The organism is Bacteroides sp. AM16-24, from assembly GCF_003471885.1.
Classification (GTDB): domain Bacteria; phylum Bacteroidota; class Bacteroidia; order Bacteroidales; family Bacteroidaceae; genus Bacteroides.
In genome coordinates this window covers 41024-58612 of record NZ_QRKI01000024.1, presented here as the reverse complement: position 1 = coordinate 58612, position 17589 = coordinate 41024, and the positions used below count along the sequence as shown (strand labels likewise).

19 protein-coding genes are annotated in these 17589 nt (G+C 42.6%); 15 read left to right on the top strand and 4 right to left on the bottom strand.

The window, feature by feature from the left end:
* Positions 1-617 precede the first annotated feature (617 nt).
* From DW182_RS20455 to DW182_RS20445, 3 genes are all read right to left on the bottom strand, one after another.
* Entirely contained in the window at positions 618-1115 is a 498-nt protein-coding gene (locus tag DW182_RS20455; RefSeq protein ID WP_007661033.1) for a DUF3836 domain-containing protein, read from the bottom strand.
* A 342-nt stretch (positions 1116-1457) separates the two neighbouring features.
* A complete protein-coding gene (locus tag DW182_RS20450; protein WP_117692695.1) occupies positions 1458-3347 on the bottom strand; it encodes a DUF3857 domain-containing protein in 1890 nt (629 codons plus the stop codon).
* A gap of 11 nt (positions 3348-3358) precedes the next feature.
* A complete protein-coding gene (locus DW182_RS20445) occupies positions 3359-5344 on the bottom strand; it encodes a DUF3857 domain-containing protein (RefSeq protein ID WP_007661031.1) in 1986 nt (661 codons plus the stop codon).
* Between the two features lie 195 nt (positions 5345-5539).
* On the opposite strand from DW182_RS20445, the gene DW182_RS20440 reads away from it, so the two are divergent.
* From DW182_RS20440 to DW182_RS20395, 10 genes are all read left to right on the top strand, one after another.
* Complete coding sequence (locus tag DW182_RS20440; RefSeq protein WP_118296644.1) at positions 5540-6442, top strand: bifunctional 2-polyprenyl-6-hydroxyphenol methylase/3-demethylubiquinol 3-O-methyltransferase UbiG; 903 nt, start codon at positions 5540-5542, stop codon at positions 6440-6442.
* 74 nt (positions 6443-6516) lie between these two features.
* Positions 6517-7398 (top strand): ABC transporter permease, encoded by an 882-nt coding sequence (locus tag DW182_RS20435; RefSeq protein ID WP_007661027.1) that lies wholly within the window; start codon positions 6517-6519, stop codon positions 7396-7398.
* Positions 7399-7502: 104 nt separating this feature from the next.
* Positions 7503-7757, top strand: a complete 255-nt coding sequence (locus DW182_RS20430; RefSeq protein ID WP_118296643.1) for a DUF3098 domain-containing protein — start codon at positions 7503-7505, stop codon at positions 7755-7757.
* Positions 7758-7815: 58 nt separating this feature from the next.
* Complete coding sequence (locus DW182_RS20425) at positions 7816-8619, top strand: undecaprenyl-diphosphate phosphatase (protein ID WP_118296642.1); 804 nt, start codon at positions 7816-7818, stop codon at positions 8617-8619.
* A gap of 3 nt (positions 8620-8622) precedes the next feature.
* Positions 8623-9324 (top strand): tRNA pseudouridine(55) synthase TruB, encoded by a 702-nt coding sequence (truB, locus tag DW182_RS20420; RefSeq protein WP_118296641.1) that lies wholly within the window; start codon positions 8623-8625, stop codon positions 9322-9324.
* 18 nt (positions 9325-9342) lie between these two features.
* The gene (queA, locus tag DW182_RS20415; RefSeq protein ID WP_007661017.1) at positions 9343-10401 is read left to right on the top strand and encodes a tRNA preQ1(34) S-adenosylmethionine ribosyltransferase-isomerase QueA; all 1059 of its coding nucleotides are present in this window, start codon (positions 9343-9345) and stop codon (positions 10399-10401) included.
* Entirely contained in the window at positions 10401-10871 is a 471-nt protein-coding gene (folK, locus tag DW182_RS20410) for a 2-amino-4-hydroxy-6-hydroxymethyldihydropteridine diphosphokinase (protein WP_118296640.1), read from the top strand. Before queA ends, folK begins: the two co-directional genes overlap by 1 nt.
* 67 nt (positions 10872-10938) lie before the next feature.
* On the top strand, positions 10939-11928 hold the full coding sequence (locus DW182_RS20405) for a lysylphosphatidylglycerol synthase transmembrane domain-containing protein (RefSeq protein WP_118296639.1): 990 nt from the start codon (positions 10939-10941) through the stop codon (positions 11926-11928).
* A gap of 219 nt (positions 11929-12147) precedes the next feature.
* On the top strand, positions 12148-13440 hold the full coding sequence (gene metK, locus DW182_RS20400) for a methionine adenosyltransferase (RefSeq protein ID WP_118296638.1): 1293 nt from the start codon (positions 12148-12150) through the stop codon (positions 13438-13440).
* Between the two features lie 295 nt (positions 13441-13735).
* On the top strand, positions 13736-14215 hold the full coding sequence (locus DW182_RS20395; protein WP_118296637.1) for a hypothetical protein: 480 nt from the start codon (positions 13736-13738) through the stop codon (positions 14213-14215).
* Between the two features lie 26 nt (positions 14216-14241).
* On the opposite strand, the gene DW182_RS20390 is transcribed toward DW182_RS20395, so the two are convergent.
* On the bottom strand, positions 14242-14640 hold the full coding sequence (locus DW182_RS20390; protein WP_118296636.1) for a hypothetical protein: 399 nt from the start codon (positions 14638-14640) through the stop codon (positions 14242-14244).
* Between the two features lie 128 nt (positions 14641-14768).
* Here DW182_RS20390 and DW182_RS20385 point away from each other — a divergent pair, with 128 nt between their 5' ends.
* The 5 genes from DW182_RS20385 to yidD all read left to right on the top strand — a co-directional run bounded on the left by DW182_RS20385 (position 14769) and on the right by yidD (position 17581).
* Positions 14769-15356, top strand: a complete 588-nt coding sequence (locus DW182_RS20385; RefSeq protein ID WP_118296635.1) for a TIGR00730 family Rossman fold protein — start codon at positions 14769-14771, stop codon at positions 15354-15356.
* Positions 15353-16081, top strand: a complete 729-nt coding sequence (locus DW182_RS20380; RefSeq protein WP_118296634.1) for a DUF4271 domain-containing protein — start codon at positions 15353-15355, stop codon at positions 16079-16081. Before DW182_RS20385 ends, DW182_RS20380 begins: the two co-directional genes overlap by 4 nt.
* Before the next feature lie 4 nt (positions 16082-16085).
* Complete coding sequence (locus DW182_RS20375) at positions 16086-16838, top strand: uroporphyrinogen-III synthase (protein WP_007660987.1); 753 nt, start codon at positions 16086-16088, stop codon at positions 16836-16838.
* A gap of 138 nt (positions 16839-16976) precedes the next feature.
* Positions 16977-17363 carry a ribonuclease P protein component gene (gene rnpA / locus DW182_RS20370; protein ID WP_007660986.1) on the top strand — a complete coding sequence of 129 codons (387 nt, stop codon included), beginning with the start codon at positions 16977-16979 and terminating at the stop codon, positions 17361-17363.
* Positions 17360-17581, top strand: a complete 222-nt coding sequence (yidD, locus tag DW182_RS20365; RefSeq protein ID WP_007219099.1) for a membrane protein insertion efficiency factor YidD — start codon at positions 17360-17362, stop codon at positions 17579-17581. Before rnpA ends, yidD begins: the two co-directional genes overlap by 4 nt.
* The last annotated feature ends 8 nt before the right edge of the window (positions 17582-17589 follow it).

Below are 17589 nucleotides of genomic sequence, written 5' to 3'. Positions count from 1 at the left end.
CAAGGGGGCAGAATCGCTTGGTTTTAGGGGGCAGCTTACACTGGATTTTCCATACGCTTACCATTTATTTCTTTATACCAAATAGGAGGCAAATCCTTAGTTTTACTACCTTCTTTTTTGGACGCAACAAATGACAATTCTGTGAAATCGCGGTAACTTCTATAATTCTTTATCGTGAATGATTCTATCATGCATACTTCAATTTGGGTACAAAGATACATCCTCATTCTTAAAACCACAAATATTTCGAGCCTTATATCCGCTTTTCCGTGAAAATAGCACGTATATCTTGCACACACGATGAAAATATTGTATCTTTGCAAGCAGGAAGCGTTCTTTTGATGTAATGCAAAACATGGCAGAATACAGAGCCTCGCTCGTTTCTAAATCGTTACCTGTCAAGAAGTAATTTTCTGCAATCTATTTATTTTCAGAGGGAAAGACAGATCATAATGCCTCCCACAATGGAAAAGTCAATTTGTAATAAAGAGGAACCGGTGAATACAATGTGTGAAGTTCGGGGTATCTCCATAGATATCTCCTGAACCTTATTATAAAAAACACGAATCTCTCGATCCGTGCTCTTTAACTAATGGTTAACTTTAATTTCTGTATTTTTATTTTGCAATTGCCAATAGATTAGTTGTGAAGTCCATCTGTTTGTGGTCAACCAGAGTCCAATCTGATTTATTATCTTGCTTGTAGGCTTTGTAAGCCGTCGGCATATTTGCATCATTCAGTTCGTATACACTTTTCTGAATTGCTTCGTCAAAAGCTTTGTGAGATTCGTTCCAGCGACCATAGTTCATTATTATTTCATTATCGCTGTACTGGTAAGTCATTTTGAAATAGGGTACCCATTCATCTTTTGCACCATCCCATTTGGAAGCCTCTTTGCTGATCAAACGGTTCTGATCATCGTATGAAAAGGTGTACTGCATGTGGCGTTGGAGGTAAGAGCCATCTTTTTTGAAGATAGTTTTTGATGCTACCAATTCGCCGTTCATCACCTGATTTGTTATGAAACCATCCTGAGCTTTCACTTCGGAGTTAAGAACACTTGCTATCATAATAGCTACCAATGCGACTGCTTTAAATAAACTTGTAGTTTTCATAATCTTTATTTTTAAATTGTTACTAATTCTATTTGGTTTTCGCTCTTATCTGTTAGACGGAACTACTTGCTGAAAAGTGGCAGTTAATCTTTATTTTTTTGCTGACCGCTTTCGCTTAATAGAAGTCAATTCCTGTGCCAAAGTGATAATGCGTTGATAATCAGTGGTTATTTAAGAGTGCAACCTGTTCATTATCGGACAACTGTCCGCTCATTATCGAACAGTGATCAGAAATAAATCGAAATATTTATTCTTTTTGAAACATGAGTTTAAAACATATAGCATGTAACCAATAACTCTTTATTGGTTACATGCTATATGCTATGAAGGATTTCTATTTGATTACTCCCCGCTCTTTTTCACTATGATTTTCGCTGCATATTGTGTAGCGACATTTTTGCGGAAATCCATGAAGTCTGTATTATCTTCTTTGGGATAATTTCCTTGATGGAACAATAGCCGGTGCACAATAAGAATATTTCCACCTTCTTCTAAGGTGATGGAAGAATGAAATTTGCCGAATTTAGTTTCCATATCTGTAGTTTTAGGTAGTGATTCTATTTCGTATCCTTCCGGTAACCGGATGTTGAGGCTGTCTATATCAAGATAACCGTAATTGATTTGAATATCTTGAGTACGCTCACCTTGATTGCTTGGGCTATAAAAGCCTTTATGGAATATGTTGACGGGGATGAACAGACGCTTTCCGGTTTTATTTCCATACTGGCTGCTTTCGATGGTGTAATGAATATCCAGTTGAGGCTCTTTTTGTTTGGTCTCTTTGAAGCGAATATTATCTACTTTAGCTTGTACAAGACTGATGTCTGAGCGTAGCCAGTCTTTCTGCCGGGCAGGTTCTATGTTTATGATATCTGCTTTATCTTCATATTGAAACAGGCGTGAACTTTGTTTTACTTCGATTTTGGCGCTTCCATCCGGTTGAAGGGAGATGAGAGCGTCGTTGACTTGGGTGCTCAAGGAATCGGCATAGGTCGGTAGTCGGTAAAGTGTTCCGCCATCAGGGCCGATAAGTAAAGCATCATGTCCGGCTATGGAGTGATGTACATAACCCAAGGGCAGAGTAGGGTTAGTGCATTCGATCCAAAGTGTATCGTTAGGTAACGGCACTTGCAGGATGACGTGGTTATTCTGGTTGGCACTGGCAAAATCGGCTAACAGGCGTCTGTTTGTAGTACTGATTACAGTATAGGTAGATGGAATTCCTAACTCTGTAAGCATGGCACGCATATAGTTGGATAGTCCTTTACAATCACCGAATCCGGTACGGTGTACATCGGCAGCGGCAATGGGCTGTAGGCCACCGATACCGAGCTGTATGCTGACATAACGTGTAGTGGATGCAAGATACTGGTATACTGCGGCTATTTTCTCATAAGGGGTATTGCAGTTTGCTGTCCGCCTTTGCAGTTCTTCTTTTAGTGCCGGGGGAATCTGATCTCTGCCGCTTAGTAACTGATATTGCCATGCACCGTATGTTTGCCAGTTATCCATACTTCCTTTAGTTCCTTCAAAGGAGAAATTCCGGGGAGTGAAATAGATGCGTGGCAATAGTTCGGAGAGGGCAGGGCTGTAAGGCTCTTTCTGAATGGCGGGTAGGGACTGAACTTTAACTTCCGTCAGCCAGTTTCCGTCCGTCGTTTGCTTTTGGCTGACCTCTGCCTGCATATTGATTGTACGGTAACGACAGGGATTATCGGCCGGAGTGAGAATGCGATAACTTGCTTGTGCGACGGACTGGTTATAATTCTTTTGTGGTAGGAAACTGGGATAGCCGATGAGACCGTCGCTGTTCTTTATTTCCCATTCATAGGTGATGGTTATAGGGTATCGCGATGGAGTGTATTCAAAGAAATAATAATAATCGTCGCTAACAAGTTCATCCGAGTATTCGGTAACTTTCAGCTCGCTCTTTTTTATCTTACGGATGACGTTGCCGGAGGCATCGCGGACTTCTCCGGAGAATTTCTTTAAAGAGGAAAAGCGGTCGCACATACAGACAAAAGAGGCATCCCCTTTCCCTTTTCCATCCAGTATTTGTATTACGCGTTTCTCTTTCTGAATGGCATCGGTAGGAGAGGTACATACAATATCCGTTACGGCATCCTGTATGATGGAATAAGCATTGGCATGTAAATCTGTTTGGGCGTGCAGACCACTGGAACAAACGGTGGCTTGTAACAGAAATCCGATCAAGAACTTGTTTGTTTTCATAAATCTCTCTATTAGAGTTTCTTTAAAACCATTATTTCATTATTCTTCTTTACTATTATTTCCCATAATTGCTGCAGTTCGGGATAATCGGTATTCAGGAATAATAGCTTTTGCAACCTGAAAAGGTATCTGAGAGTGACCTGATTGTTTTGCTGGGTGATGGTATACCGGCAGAATACTTTCTCATCACCTGTTTGCACCCTTAGACCTTCCGGCTTCTCATCTACTACATATCCCTCTGGGATAGTCAGATTAGCGGTCAGTGACAGATGGTCCGTATAAGGAAATTCTACAGGGAGCTTTCTTTCTGATTGTTTGAAAGGGGATTCGGAAACATGCAGGAATACAAGCGGATTGACGTAAATAAACTGGTCGTTAACTGTAGATTGTTTTTCGAATTCCATTACTTCACGTACTTGTGGTGAGAAGCCGTTTCTTCCTTCTATCCGGAGTGACTTGACCTGGATGTTTTCTTCGGAAGCCAGCTTGTTGACAAAGTCGGTGCTGTCCTTTGCCGTGCGGAACTTATTCCGTAAGCGGGAAGCATACTGACCTGCATAAAGTGTTTCGCGTGTACCAGAAATGGTACCTTCAGGAGAAATGCTGGCAATAACGGCGGATCTCAACTGGTTTGTTCCGAGAGCTTCCAGATTAACCCATTGACTGTGGTTACCCGGAATGATGACCCGGGCGCGGTTGGTCATAAGTAGAGGAGGCAGTACATTGAGGTAGCCGTCTTCTACTGAACTGTCCAGATAAACCAAGGTGGTGTCTGTGTGGGCAATACCTACGATGAAAGTATTTAGTTTCTGAAGGCTGGGGTGGGTCAGGGGGAGTATGCCCATATTCCGCCGGCTCATTACTACCGGATAGGCAGGTATTCCGGCATCTGTCAACATACTGATGAGGATGAAGTTTAAATCAGCATTGCTTCCTGTACCCTCTTTCAGTATTTGCTTTGGGGCTTTACCGTATAAGTTGTATTTCTCATTCCATTTCACCTTATTTTTGAGTAGAGTGTAGATGGCACATATCTTTTCTTCTGTTCCTTTCATCTGTTCAAGATGTAGTGCATTCATCTCTTCTTTAAGAGGATTGCTCATTTTCAGTCTGCCACCGAATTCATTGTCTTTGAGCAATGCTTCATCAATTTGTTCCCAGCTTTTTGTGAACGATTGATAGAGAGAGCCGGGAAAATCAATTCCCAGTAGTTCTAAATTTACCTGTGTACAGTAGTCATCTGCACACCACACGTAACTGTCGTCTTTCAAGGCGGGTAGTTGAGTTCCCCGAAAATTCATGTGTGATCCGGTGCATTGGAAGAACTGTCCCCCGATAGAGAGACTGAGAGAAGTGGATTCGCTTTTTGTCTCCAGACTCTCCATGCCGCGCATGTCTGTATTGAACTTGAAATATTCGGGAATGATTATATCGTATTCAGCATATAAAGTAGGAATGTCACTTTGTGCTTTCCAGCTGTCGATGGTGAAGAAGAAGTCTGATTCTAACCGGTATTCATATTCTATCAAAGTCCCTGCTTTTACTTGCGGGATGGAGAATTTCAGAGTCATCTGGTTTTCGTTAAGGCGCTCTTTGAATACCATATCTTTTTTCATTTTGGTACGTACCATTTTCCCGTTTTCCATATTATAAGCGCTGGCATCCAAACCGATGATATTTTCTTTCATGGTGTTGTTGGCCAATTCATAGTAGGGAATCGTAACATTGGCGTAAGATGTACCTTCCGGTTTGAGTACTTTGATTTTTACTTTATACTCAGAAACGAGGCGGAAGCTTTCAAGCCCCCATTTGTAGCTGACATTGGTCAGTTTACATAGAATAACGGCGGTGGCATTAGAGTCGGGCGCATAGGTAGTCATGGTCAACTCTTCCATGGTAGGTTTTCCAAACTTTAGATTGGGAATAATTGTTTGCTCGTCGGCAAATAGTTGGAGACAGCAAAGATAGCATAGTAAAGTCAATAAAGCGTTTTTCATATAGTTTTGAATTGAGTGTTGTTGTTTCCGCAAATATATGTTTTTTTCATTTAAAACAAGCGTTTATTCCTCTCTTTTATTAAAACTCCTTAAAGAAAGCCCGTAGCGTCACTTTTTATTTGTTATTTTGCACCAAATTCGGGTATAGTGTGGTCTGATTGATTCGGACTGCACTTCATTATTGCATAATGTTCAATGAATAAACTCACCATAAAAGTCTGTCCGGTATGCGGTAGTGCACATATAGAGCGTGCTATGACTTGCATAGACCATTATGCTTCCAGCGAAGCATTCTATCTGTGTCGTTGTCAGGATTGTAGCTTTCTCTTTACGCAGGATTTTCCTGTGGAAGCCGAGATAGGCAGATATTATGAAACTCCCGATTACATTTCCCATTCCGATACGAAAAAAGGCCTTATGAACAGGGTGTACCACTGGGTGCGTAGCTATATGCTGGGCCGTAAGGCGCGCTTGGTGGTTCGCGAAGCACATCGTAAGGAAGGACGTCTGCTGGATATCGGTACGGGAACAGGATATTTTGCCGATGCTATGCAGAAGCGAGGCTGGCAGGTGGAGGCAGTGGAAAGGAATGCGCAGGCACGCGTATTTGCTAAGGAACACTTCAATCTGGATATAAAGCCTGATACCGCATTGCAGGATTTTGCTCCCGGCAGCTTTGATGTCATTACTTTGTGGCACGTTATGGAGCATTTGGAACATTTGAATGAGACGTGGGATACATTGAATGAACTCCTGACGGAAAAGGGTGTACTGATTATTGCAGTGCCTAACTGTTCTTCTTATGATGCTAAGAAGTATGGTGCACATTGGGCTGCTTATGATGTTCCGCGCCATTTGTGGCATTTTACGCCGGGTACCATTCAGAAGTTGGGTGCCAAGCATGAGTTTATATTGGCTGCACGCTATCCGATGCCATTTGATGCATTCTATGTATCGATGTTGAGTGAAAAGTATATGGGACGTTCTCTGTCTTTCTTCCGGGGCATGCTTAGTGGTACGCTGGCATGGTTCAGTGCATTGGGAAGCAAGGAACGGAGCAGTTCGATGATTTATGTATTCAGAAAGAAACAGAAGTAGGGGGATAAGATAAAAGGTGATAGGGTGGTAAAGTGATAGAGTGATAAGAAGGTGATAAAGGAAGAAATGAAGGTATGAAGACGAAAAGCAAAAATAATTCCGTATCCTATTTTGATATGCAGTTCATTACCTCCAGTATCAGTACTACGTTGGTATTGCTGTTGTTGGGGTTGGTGGTGTTTTTCGTGCTGACTGCCCATAATCTGTCTGTGTATGTGAAGGAGAATATCAATTTCTCTATTATCATTAGTGATGATATGAAGGAGGCAGATATTCTGAAGTTGCAAAAGAGGCTGGATAAGGAAGTGTTTGTACGGTCTACGGAGTATATTTCGAAGAAGCAGGCGCTTCGCGAGCAAATTGAAGCAATGGGAACAGACCCGCAAGATTTTCTGGGTTATAATCCGCTTCATGCATCTATCGAAGTGAAGTTGCACTCTGATTATGCGAATACCGACAGTATAGCTAAAATAGAGAAACAGATAAAGAAGAATACCAATGTACAGGAAGTGCGTTACCAGGAAGATCTGATAAACATGGTCAATGAGAATATCCGCAACATAAGCCTGATGTTACTGGGGTTGGCGGTATTATTGGCGTTCATATCCTTTGCATTGATTAATAATACCATCCGGTTGACAATCTATTCCAAGCGCTTTCTCATTCATACAATGAAATTGGTAGGGGCGAGTTGGAGTTTTATCCGCCGTCCGTTCCTGTGGCGTAACTTTTGGATAGGTGTATTGGCTGCTGTCATTGCCGATGGGATTTTGTGGGGCGCTGCCTACTGGTTGGTGGTATATGAGCCGGATCTGATCAGTGTTATTACGCCCAATGTCATGATGCTGGTTTCCGTATCGGTGCTTGTGTTCGGGGTGTGCATTACGTGGTTCTGTGCATACCTGTCCATTAATAAGTTCCTGCGGATGAAGGCAAGTACACTGTATTATATATAATACCGGACAGTATAGTTGCTTCAATCGGAACTATACATAAATGGAAAAATAAGAGACGTTTTGAATGAAGTTAAACCGTAAATAATTAAATCATAAATAAAGAGATGAGTAAACAGAAATTTGCTTTCGATAAAACCAACTTTATCCTGCTTGCAGTTGCAATGGCGGTAGTGATTATCGGCTTTATCCTGATGACCGGTCCGGTGTCTACACCGACGCACTTTGAACCGGATATTTTTAGTGCAAGACGTATTAAAGTTGCTCCGGTGGTTTGCCTTGCGGGCTTCTTACTTATGATATATGCAGTGTTGCGTAAGCCGCGTGACAAGCAAATGGATAATGGGGTAATGAAAGAATGAAATGCTATGTGTGGGAGGATGGCCTTCTATCATAAATTATAAATCATAAATAAACTACATGGAATGGTTTGAGGCGCTCATCCTTGGGATAATCCAAGGTTTGACAGAGTATTTGCCGGTAAGTAGTAGCGGACATTTGGCTATCGGTTCGGCATTATTTGGTATTGAGGGAGAAGAAAATCTGGCATTTACGGTAGTAGTACATGTGGCTACGGTGTTCAGTACGCTGGTAGTTCTGTGGAAAGAGATAGAATGGATTTTCAAAGGGCTGTTTAAGTGGCAGATGAATGAAGAGACGCGCTATGTAATTAATATCTTGATTTCTATGGTACCTATCGGTATTGTAGGCGTGTTCTTTAAAGATGAGGTGGAATCGGTCTTTGGTTCAGGTTTACTGATCGTAGGCTGTATGTTGCTGTTGACGGCTGCTTTATTGTCTTTCTCTTATTATTATAAGCCGAAACAGAAAGAGAATATCTCTATGAAAGATGCATTCATTATCGGTTTGGCTCAGGCTTGTGCTGTACTTCCCGGACTTTCACGTTCCGGAACTACAATTGCTACAGGGTTATTGCTGGGTGATAATAAGGCAAAGTTGGCTCAGTTCTCTTTCCTGATGGTGATGCCACCCATATTGGGTGAAGGCCTGTTGGATGGTATGAAGTTGATGAAAGGCGAAGATATTGCTGGAAGTATTTCAACCTTGTCATTGTTGATAGGCTTCATTGCGGCTTTTGTATCGGGTTGTTTGGCTTGTAAGTGGATGATTAATATTGTGAAAAAGGGGAAACTGATATACTTCGCGGTTTATTGTGCGATTGCCGGTATTGTGACCCTTGTACTTTCACAAATGCAAGGATAGCAGATGAAGTTTAAAGAAGGAGAAGTACTCTATTTCAATAAACCGTTGGGATGGACTTCGTTTAAGGTTGTGGGACATGTGCGTTACCACATCTGCCGACGGATGAAAGTGAAGAAATTGAAAGTAGGCCATGCCGGCACACTCGATCCTTTGGCTACGGGGGTGATGATTGTCTGTACAGGTAAGGCTACGAAGCGAATTGAAGAGTTTCAGTACCATACGAAGGAATATGTTGCCACCATTCAGTTGGGCGCCACCACTCCTTCCTACGATCTGGAACACGAGATAGATGCCACTTACCCTACGGAGCATATTACGCGGGAGTTGGTGGAAGAGACGTTGAAGACATTTATCGGTGAGATACAACAAGTGCCTCCCGCCTTTTCAGCCTGTATGGTGAATGGCAAACGTGCTTATGATCTGGCACGTAAAGGTGAAGAGGTAGAGTTGAAGCCGAAGTTGTTGGTGATTGACGAGATAGAGTTGCTGGAATGTAACTTGCCGGAGATTAAAGTCCGCGTGGTGTGCAGCAAAGGTACGTATATCCGTGCCTTGGCACGTGATATCGGTGAAGCGCTGAATAGTGGTGCTCATCTTACGGCTTTGGAACGTACTCGCGTAGGTGATGTCCGATTGGAAGATTGCCTCGACCCGATGAATTTTAAGGAGTGGATAGATGCTCAGGAGATAGAAATTGAAGAATAACTTAAAGAAAGAATAGATATGAAACTGTCGCAATTTAAATTTAAGCTTCCGGAAGAGAAGATTGCTTTGCACCCTACAAAGTATAGAGATGAATCGCGCCTTATGGTGCTTCACAGAAAGACAGGTGAGATTGAGCACAAAGAATTCAAAGATGTTCTGAACTACTTTGATGACAAAGATGTGTTCATCTTCAATGATACGAAAGTATTCCCTGCCCGCCTGTATGGTAATAAGGAAAAGACCGGTGCCCGTATCGAGGTATTCCTTCTTCGCGAGTTGAACGAAGAACTTCGTTTGTGGGATGTATTGGTAGATCCTGCCCGTAAGATACGTATCGGCAATAAGCTGTATTTCGGTGACGACGATTCTATGGTAGCTGAAGTTATTGACAATACGACTTCGCGCGGTCGTACGCTCCGTTTCCTTTATGACGGTCCGCACGATGAATTCAAGAAAGCTTTGTACGCACTGGGCGAAACCCCACTGCCGCATAGCATTATCAATCGTCCTGTAGAACCGGATGATTCAGAACGTTTCCAGTCTATCTTTGCTCGCAATGAAGGTGCGGTAACGGCTCCTACTGCCAGTCTGCACTTCAGTCGTGAACTGATGAAGCGCTTGGAAATCAAGGGTATCGATTTTGCTTATATTACTCTTCATGCCGGTTTGGGTAATTTCCGCGACATTGATGTGGAAGACCTCACGAAGCATAAGACGGACTCTGAACAAATGGTTGTGAACGAAGAAGCCGTCAGCATTGTGAACCGTGCCAAGGATATGAACAGACAGGTTTGTGCCGTGGGTACTACCGTGATGCGTGCTATCGAGAGCACCGTAAGCACAGACGGACATCTGAAACCGTACGAAGGCTGGACGAACAAGTTCATCTTCCCTCCTTACGACTTTACAGTGGCAAATGCGATGATTTCCAATTTCCACATGCCGCTTTCTACTTTGTTGATGATTGTTGCTGCTTTCGGTGGATACGATCAGGTAATGGAGGCGTATAATGTGGCTCTGAAGGAAGGTTACCGCTTCGGTACGTATGGCGATGCGATGTTGATTACGGATAAGTAATGCACGTCTATTTCAGTTTAGGGACTAACTTAGGCAATAAGGAGCAGAATCTCCGTCTTGCCGTGCAATATATTGAGAAGCGGATAGGGAAAGTGATTTCCCTGTCCGCTTTTTATGCTACTGCCCCGTGGGGGTTCTCCTCGGACAATGCTTTCCTGAATGCTGCTGTCTGTATAGAAACCACGCTTTCTCCCTTAGAGGTACTTTCTGAGTCGCAGTCCATTGAGCGGGAGATGGGACGTATTCATAAATCTGTAAATGGTGTGTACAGTGACCGTGTGATAGATGTCGACTTGTTGTTGTATGATGATCTTATTCTGGATACCCCTACATTGAAACTTCCCCATCCGTTGATGCAAGAACGTGCTTTTGTGATGGAACCATTGGCGGAAATTGCCCCTGATGTGATGCAGCCTGTATTGGGGAAAACCATACAGGAACTTTATAGGACACTTGTGTCTCAGAAATAGAATACTTGTGTTACAAAAATGAAATACTTGTGTTGTAGGAATAGAATGCTTGTGTTATAAAAACAGTATGAAGAATAAATATCGCAACTTGTTCTTGCTTTTTGGCGTGCTGGCTATCGTTCTCATGCTTTGCACGATGGATATGGATTATTCCGATATATGGGAGAATCTGAAGCGCGTGGGTTTTTGGTTTCCTGTGATCATGCTGTTGTGGTTCTTTGTCTATCTGATAAATACATGTTCATGGTATCTGATAATCAGGGATGACCGTAAGTATCGCGTTCCTTTCTGGACGGTCTGCAAACTGTCGATCACCGGTTTTGCCATCAATTATGCCACGCCCGGCGGGCTGATGGGAGGCGAACCGTACCGGATTATGGAGCTGGCTCCCTATGTGGGTGTAAGTAAGGCTACTTCTTCCGTCATTCTGTACGTGATGATGCATATCTTTTCTCACTTCTGGTTTTGGTTTCTTTCCATATTCTTATATATCTTCCTGTATCCTGTGAATACCTTTATGGCGATTTTACTCACTGCAATAGGAGTATTCTGTCTGCTGGCTATCTGTTTCTTTGCCCTTGGATATAAGAATGGAATGACGGTGAAGACTTTCCGGTTTCTGCAGAAGGTACCGTTTATCAAACGGTGGGCACATCGTTTCATTGTGAAACAAAGAGATACTCTGGAGCAGATTGATAGTCAGATAGCCTTGTTGCATAGCCAACATAAGACTACTTTCTACAGTTCGCTGTTGTTGGAGCTTTCGGCACGCATATTCTCCAGCCTTGAAATATACATCATTCTGCGCGTCTTCACCCCGGAAGTGAGTGGATGGGATTGTGTGTTGATATTGGCTTTCTCTTCGTTGTTCAGCAATCTGATATTCTTCTTCCCGATGCAGCTGGGCGCGCGCGAAGGTGGACTGGCACTGGCTGTAGACGGGTTGCACATATCTCCGGTACTGGGTGTTTATGTAGGGTTGATAACTCGGTTGCGCGAATTACTGTGGATAGCTATCGGAATGATTCTGATTAAAATAGGCAATAGAAAGTCGTAGAAATTTTCGTTAATACTTCATTGATTATATGCCATATTCACAGAAAACCTTTATCTTTGCACCCGAAAAATGAATGTGGAAAGATTTGAGTAGCTTGCAACCACAGAAAAAAATGCTAAAACAACATCCTTTTCTGACGGCTCTGTGCTGATGCTTCTACTCACATTTATCTCTACTGCCTTCATTTTCTAATTTTTAATTTCTAATTTTTAATTTGAAATGGGATATTTATTCACATCCGAATCGGTGTCTGAAGGACACCCCGACAAAGTGGCCGATCAAATATCGGACGCTGTGCTTGACAAACTGTTGGCTTATGACCCCAGTTCGAAAGTAGCTTGCGAAACTCTGGTAACTACGGGACAGGTAGTACTGGCTGGAGAAGTGAAAACCAAAGCGTACGTTGACTTACAACTCATTGCGCGCGAAGTAATTCAGAAAATCGGCTATACAAAAGGCGAGTATATGTTCGAAAGTAACTCGTGCGGTGTATTGTCCGCTATTCATGAGCAAAGTCCCGACATTAACCGTGGCGTAGAGCGTCAGGACCCTATGGAACAGGGTGCAGGCGACCAGGGTATGATGTTTGGTTATGCTACTAACGAGACTGAAAATTACATGCCTCTTTCTCTCGACCTGTCACATCGCATTCTGCAAGTGCTGGCCGACATCCGTCGTGAAGGTAAGGAAATGACTTATCTCCGTCCCGATTCTAAGAGTCAGGTAACCATTGAATACGATGATAACGGCACGCCCGTACGCATCGATACGATTGTAGTTTCTACTCAGCATGATGATTTCATCCAGCCGGTTGACGACAGCGAGGCTGCCCAGTTGAAAGCAGATGAAGAAATGCTTGCCACAATTCGTCGGGATGTCATCAATATCCTGATGCCGCGTGTCATAGCTTCCATCCATGCAGAGAAAGTTTTGGCATTGTTTAATGATCATATCACTTATCACGTCAATCCTACCGGAAAGTTTGTTATCGGCGGACCTCATGGAGATACCGGTCTGACAGGGCGTAAGATTATTGTAGATACATATGGTGGCAAGGGTGCTCATGGTGGTGGCGCTTTCTCAGGTAAAGATCCCTCGAAGGTAGACCGTAGTGCTGCTTATGCTGCCCGTCACATTGCTAAGAATCTGGTAGCTGCCGGTGTAGCCGACGAGATGCTGGTACAGGTATCTTATGCTATCGGTGTGGCACGTCCCATCAATATTTACGTTAATACTTATGGACGCGGTCATGTAGCGATGAGTGATGGTGAGATTGCAAAGAAGATTGATGAACTTTTCGATCTTCGTCCGAAAGCCATTGAAGATCGTTTGAAGCTCCGTAATCCGATTTATCAGGAAACTGCAGCTTACGGCCATTTGGGACGTGAACCACAAGTAATCACCAAGCACTTCAAATCTCGTTATGAAGGTGACAAGGATGTAGAGGTAGAGCTCTTCACTTGGGAAAAACTGGATTATGTGGATAAAGTGAAGGCTGCTTTTGGTCTGTAGTATTTTCCTTTCAGTTAGTAATCAGCGTAGCTTTACAAGCTATTTATATAGAAGCCGTTTTTCTTCATTCCGTTTTGCGGGGGGGGGAGAGGACGGCTTTTGCTATTCTTCTTGCTACATTTGCACTTTTTAAAATTATTCTGTTTGACAATGAAACATTTTCTTTGAATAAAGAGTTATTTATATGGTTGCAAAGATATAATTTATTTGTGATTTGTCATTATCTTTGTAGGTATTGGAATAATGCCAGCGGTATTATTAAATAATTGAAGATACACTTTTGAACTGATTAAGAATGAGCAATATCTTTAAAAAAATATTCTCTTTAACGAGAGATAATGAAAGCAAACCGGATTTTCAGACTTGCTGCACTCCTATGGAAGTATTTGATGAACAGAAAGTAAAAGCTATTGTAAAACACTGGCTTTTGTCCATTGATGAGTATGAGACTATCCCGGATGATATCGTTGCATTGAACTTCAATCTTTGGGAAGCTGTTGAGGAGGATGGTGAGAGTTGCTATACGCTTGAGTTGACGGGTGCCAAACAGTATGATGCAGAAGATGATGACTGGGCATGCGAAGAGGATTTTGATCCAAGACTAAGAAACTGTGATACATTGCAACTTTCAAGTGCAATCCCATGGGAGGATATATTGAAAGGGCTGGTAGAAGTCTTGAAAGAACTGAAGGCTGAGTTAGCGGAGATAAATCTCTTTCAGGTGGAGCATATAACTGTTGGATTTACGGAAGGGGATCTGGAAGTTATAAAATAATGCATAAATGTTACTCAATGGTTATATTATCCTTCCGACGTCTCCAACATATCGATCAGTTGTACCCGCTGTATAGAGAAGCTATTGCTTTCTTTTTGTACATACTTGAGCAGTGCAAGTCCATCCTGGCGAAGTTTGGATTTTCGAAGAAGATCATCTGTTCCCATATCGTCGGATATCTTCAGCATGGTCATAGCGGCAAGCTCCGTCTTCCCCATTTCATTGGGGTCGCCCTTGTACCGATCAATTAATTCCTCTATATTCATTCCCAGCAAATTTTCGGAAGGGAAACCCAGTATTTGTCTGGTCAGATCGTCATATTCAGTCCATTCACTCCAGCGGTATTTCTTCTTCTGGAGCAGGGCGTTCACAATTAAAGAAATGATTTCCTGGATCATTCGTATCAGATAATCTTGTTTAATCATATATTCCTCCTTTTAATAGTGTTAGTTGAAAAGAATGAGAACAGGTTACAAAGTTAGTGATATTTTTAAGATATCGCTGAAAATCTTTACCTTTGCACTCACTAATGATATAAGGTATAGCAATTTCCATGAATAAGATAACTTCCGTATGTGTATATTGTGCTTCGAGCACTAAAATCGATTCCGCCTATTTTGAAGCAGCCCGTGAACTGGGTACTCTGTTGGGGCAACGTCGTATCCGACTGATAAATGGTGCTGGTGGTATCGGACTGATGAGTACTACTTCTGACGCCGTGTTGGCAGCAGATGGAGAGGTGACTGGTGTTATTCCTCATTTTATGGTGGAACAAGGATGGCAGCATAAAGGGTTGACAGAGATGATAGAAGTGGAAAACATGCACCAGCGTAAGCAGAAAATGGCAGATTTAAGCGATGCTATTATTGCTTTGCCCGGTGGATGCGGTACATTGGAAGAACTGCTGGAAATTATTACTTGGAAGCAATTAGGTTTGTATCTGAATCCTATTGTTATCCTAAATACCAATGGATATTTTGATCCCTTGTTAACCATGTTGCAGCGTGCCGTGGATGAAAACTTTATGCGCGAGCAACACGGTGCTATCTGGCATGTGGCAAGTACACCGCAGGAAGCCATTGATTTGATACATACCACTCCCATCTGGGATAGTTCCATACGTAAGTTTGCGGCAATATGATCGGGCTACTGCTGACATGGATTGCGGGATTCGAGGGAATGCCTATTCCCTATTCTCCTAAATTGGATGACGGAATCACTATGCTCCTGTTGTGCTGCTTTTTCATATCTGCCTATGTCTTATCTCGTAGTCGTAAGTTTCTGGTGCAGCTGGTGAAAGACTTTCTGCTCAACCGTGAGCGGACCAGTATCTTTGCAGCCACCACGGCGGCGGATATGCGTTATATGTTGCTGTTGATCTTGCAGACTTGTGTATTGGGAGCTGTCTGTACCTTCAACTATATTCTAGATGTCCGGCCGGAACTGGGAGAACGCATTCCTCCTTATATCCTGCTTGGAGTATATCTTGCAATAGCTTTACTTTATCTTTTCTGGAAGTGGGTGACTTACTCTTTCCTGGGTTGGATTTTTTTTGACGGAAACCGCACAAGCCTCTGGATGGAGTCTTATTCTACACTGCTTTATTACCTTGGATTTGCCCTTTTTCCCTTTGCTTTGTTCCTTGTTTACTTCGATTTGAGTTTATTTGCAACTGTGATAATTGGTTTATTTCTGATGTTTTTTACTAAAATATTGATGTTGTATAAGTGGGTAAAGCTTTTTTGTAACAATTTATATGGCGTTTTGCTTTTAATTTTGTACTTTTGTGCCCTTGAAATCATACCTTGTTTCATTATATATCGAGGTGTGTTACAACTAAATGATTATTTGATAATAAATTTTTAGGACGTTGAAAATTAAGAAAGTACTTGTGTCGCAGCCGAAACCGGCATCAGAGAAATCTCCTTACTACGACATCGCCCAGAAGTACGGCGTGAAAATTGATTTTCGCCCGTTTATCAAGGTGGAAAGTCTGTCTGCTAAAGAATTCAGACAGCAAAAAGTGTCAATCCTGGATCATACCGCTGTTATCTTTACATCGCGTCATGCCATCGACCACTTCTTTCACCTGTGTACAGAATTACGCGTTTCCATTCCGGAAACTATGAAGTATTTCTGTGTGACAGAGGCTGTTGCATTGTATATCCAAAAGTATATTCAATACCGTAAGCGTAAGATCTTCTTTGGTAATACAGGAAAGTTTGAAGACTTGTTGCCTTCTATCATCAAGCATAAAACTGAGAAGTATCTGGTTCCGATGTCTGATGTGCACACAGACGAGATCAAAAATCTCTTGGAAAAAAGCAAGATACAGCATACGGAGACTGTTATGTATCGTACAGTAAGTAATGACTTTACTGCGGAAGAAGAATTTGATTATGACATGCTTGTATTCTTTAGTCCTGCAGGAGTAACTTCTCTGAAGAAGAATTTCCCGGACTTCCAACAGAAAGAAATCAAGATTGGTACCTTTGGCTCCACTACAGCACAAGCTGTACGCGATGCCGGACTCCGTCTCGATCTGGAAGCTCCCAGTGTACAAGCTCCGTCTATGACGGCAGCGCTGGATATGTTTATCAAAGAGAACAATAAAGGAAAATAAATTTAGAGTTACGAGCTACAAGCTACAGGCTACGAGTGCCATGCGGAATAGCATGCCATTTATAGCTTAAACTTGTAGCTCGTAACTTGTTTACTGCGGAGCTACTTGTAGCTTGTAGCCCGTAACTCGTAGTTAAGAATGCTTAATACCCTGCATAAGACCGAAAGGCTGGATAAGAAGAAAGTCATCGATAAGATGTTTTCAGGCGGTGCGCGCTCGTTCTCCGTCTTCCCTTTGCGTGTGGTATATTTGCCGGTGGAGGAGTTGGAAGCTCCTGTTTCCATACTTGTCAGTGTATCAAAACGCCGTTTTAAGCGGGCGGTAAAGCGTAATCGTGTGAAACGTCAGATACGTGAAGCGTATCGGAAAAACAAGCACGGACTATTGCAGGCGCTTCAGGATAAGGAGCAGCAACTTGCTGTGGCTTTCATTTATCTTTCCGACCGGTTGACTGACTCGATGGAAATTGAAGAAAGGATGAAGATTGCCTTGGCTCGTATCACGGAGAAAGTAGCCTCCTTATGAAAAAGCTGCTTTCATACCTGTTGTTGCTCCCTATTTATTTTTATCAGAAGTGCATTTCACCCCTGACTTCTCCTTCGTGCCGCTTCACTCCCACATGTTCGCAATATGCCGTTGAGGCGATTAAGAAACATGGCCCTTTCAAGGGATTGTATTTGGCAATCAGGCGCATACTGCGTTGTCATCCCTGGGGAGGTTCCGGATATGATCCTGTTCCATAAAGACATAA

Excerpts from the sequence above, each read along its gene's own strand:
- DW182_RS20455 (WP_007661033.1), bottom strand. The coding sequence starts at position 1,115 with ATGAAAACTACAAGTTTATTTAAAGCAGTCGCATTGGTAGCTATTATG.
- DW182_RS20450 (WP_117692695.1), bottom strand. The coding sequence starts at position 3,347 with ATGAAAACAAACAAGTTCTTGATCGGATTTCTGTTACAAGCCACCGTT.
- DW182_RS20445 (WP_007661031.1), bottom strand. The coding sequence starts at position 5,344 with ATGAAAAACGCTTTATTGACTTTACTATGCTATCTTTGCTGTCTCCAA.
- DW182_RS20440 (WP_118296644.1), top strand. The coding sequence starts at position 5,540 with ATGAATAAACTCACCATAAAAGTCTGTCCGGTATGCGGTAGTGCACAT.
- DW182_RS20435 (WP_007661027.1), top strand. The coding sequence starts at position 6,517 with ATGAAGACGAAAAGCAAAAATAATTCCGTATCCTATTTTGATATGCAG.
- DW182_RS20430 (WP_118296643.1), top strand. The coding sequence starts at position 7,503 with ATGAGTAAACAGAAATTTGCTTTCGATAAAACCAACTTTATCCTGCTT.
- DW182_RS20425 (WP_118296642.1), top strand. The coding sequence starts at position 7,816 with ATGGAATGGTTTGAGGCGCTCATCCTTGGGATAATCCAAGGTTTGACA.
- truB (WP_118296641.1), top strand. The coding sequence starts at position 8,623 with ATGAAGTTTAAAGAAGGAGAAGTACTCTATTTCAATAAACCGTTGGGA.
- queA (WP_007661017.1), top strand. The coding sequence starts at position 9,343 with ATGAAACTGTCGCAATTTAAATTTAAGCTTCCGGAAGAGAAGATTGCT.
- folK (WP_118296640.1), top strand. The coding sequence starts at position 10,401 with ATGCACGTCTATTTCAGTTTAGGGACTAACTTAGGCAATAAGGAGCAG.
- DW182_RS20405 (WP_118296639.1), top strand. The coding sequence starts at position 10,939 with ATGAAGAATAAATATCGCAACTTGTTCTTGCTTTTTGGCGTGCTGGCT.
- metK (WP_118296638.1), top strand. The coding sequence starts at position 12,148 with ATGGGATATTTATTCACATCCGAATCGGTGTCTGAAGGACACCCCGAC.
- DW182_RS20395 (WP_118296637.1), top strand. The coding sequence starts at position 13,736 with ATGAGCAATATCTTTAAAAAAATATTCTCTTTAACGAGAGATAATGAA.
- DW182_RS20390 (WP_118296636.1), bottom strand. The coding sequence starts at position 14,640 with ATGATTAAACAAGATTATCTGATACGAATGATCCAGGAAATCATTTCT.
- DW182_RS20385 (WP_118296635.1), top strand. The coding sequence starts at position 14,769 with ATGAATAAGATAACTTCCGTATGTGTATATTGTGCTTCGAGCACTAAA.
- DW182_RS20380 (WP_118296634.1), top strand. The coding sequence starts at position 15,353 with ATGATCGGGCTACTGCTGACATGGATTGCGGGATTCGAGGGAATGCCT.
- rnpA (WP_007660986.1), top strand. The coding sequence starts at position 16,977 with ATGCTTAATACCCTGCATAAGACCGAAAGGCTGGATAAGAAGAAAGTC.
- yidD (WP_007219099.1), top strand. The coding sequence starts at position 17,360 with ATGAAAAAGCTGCTTTCATACCTGTTGTTGCTCCCTATTTATTTTTAT.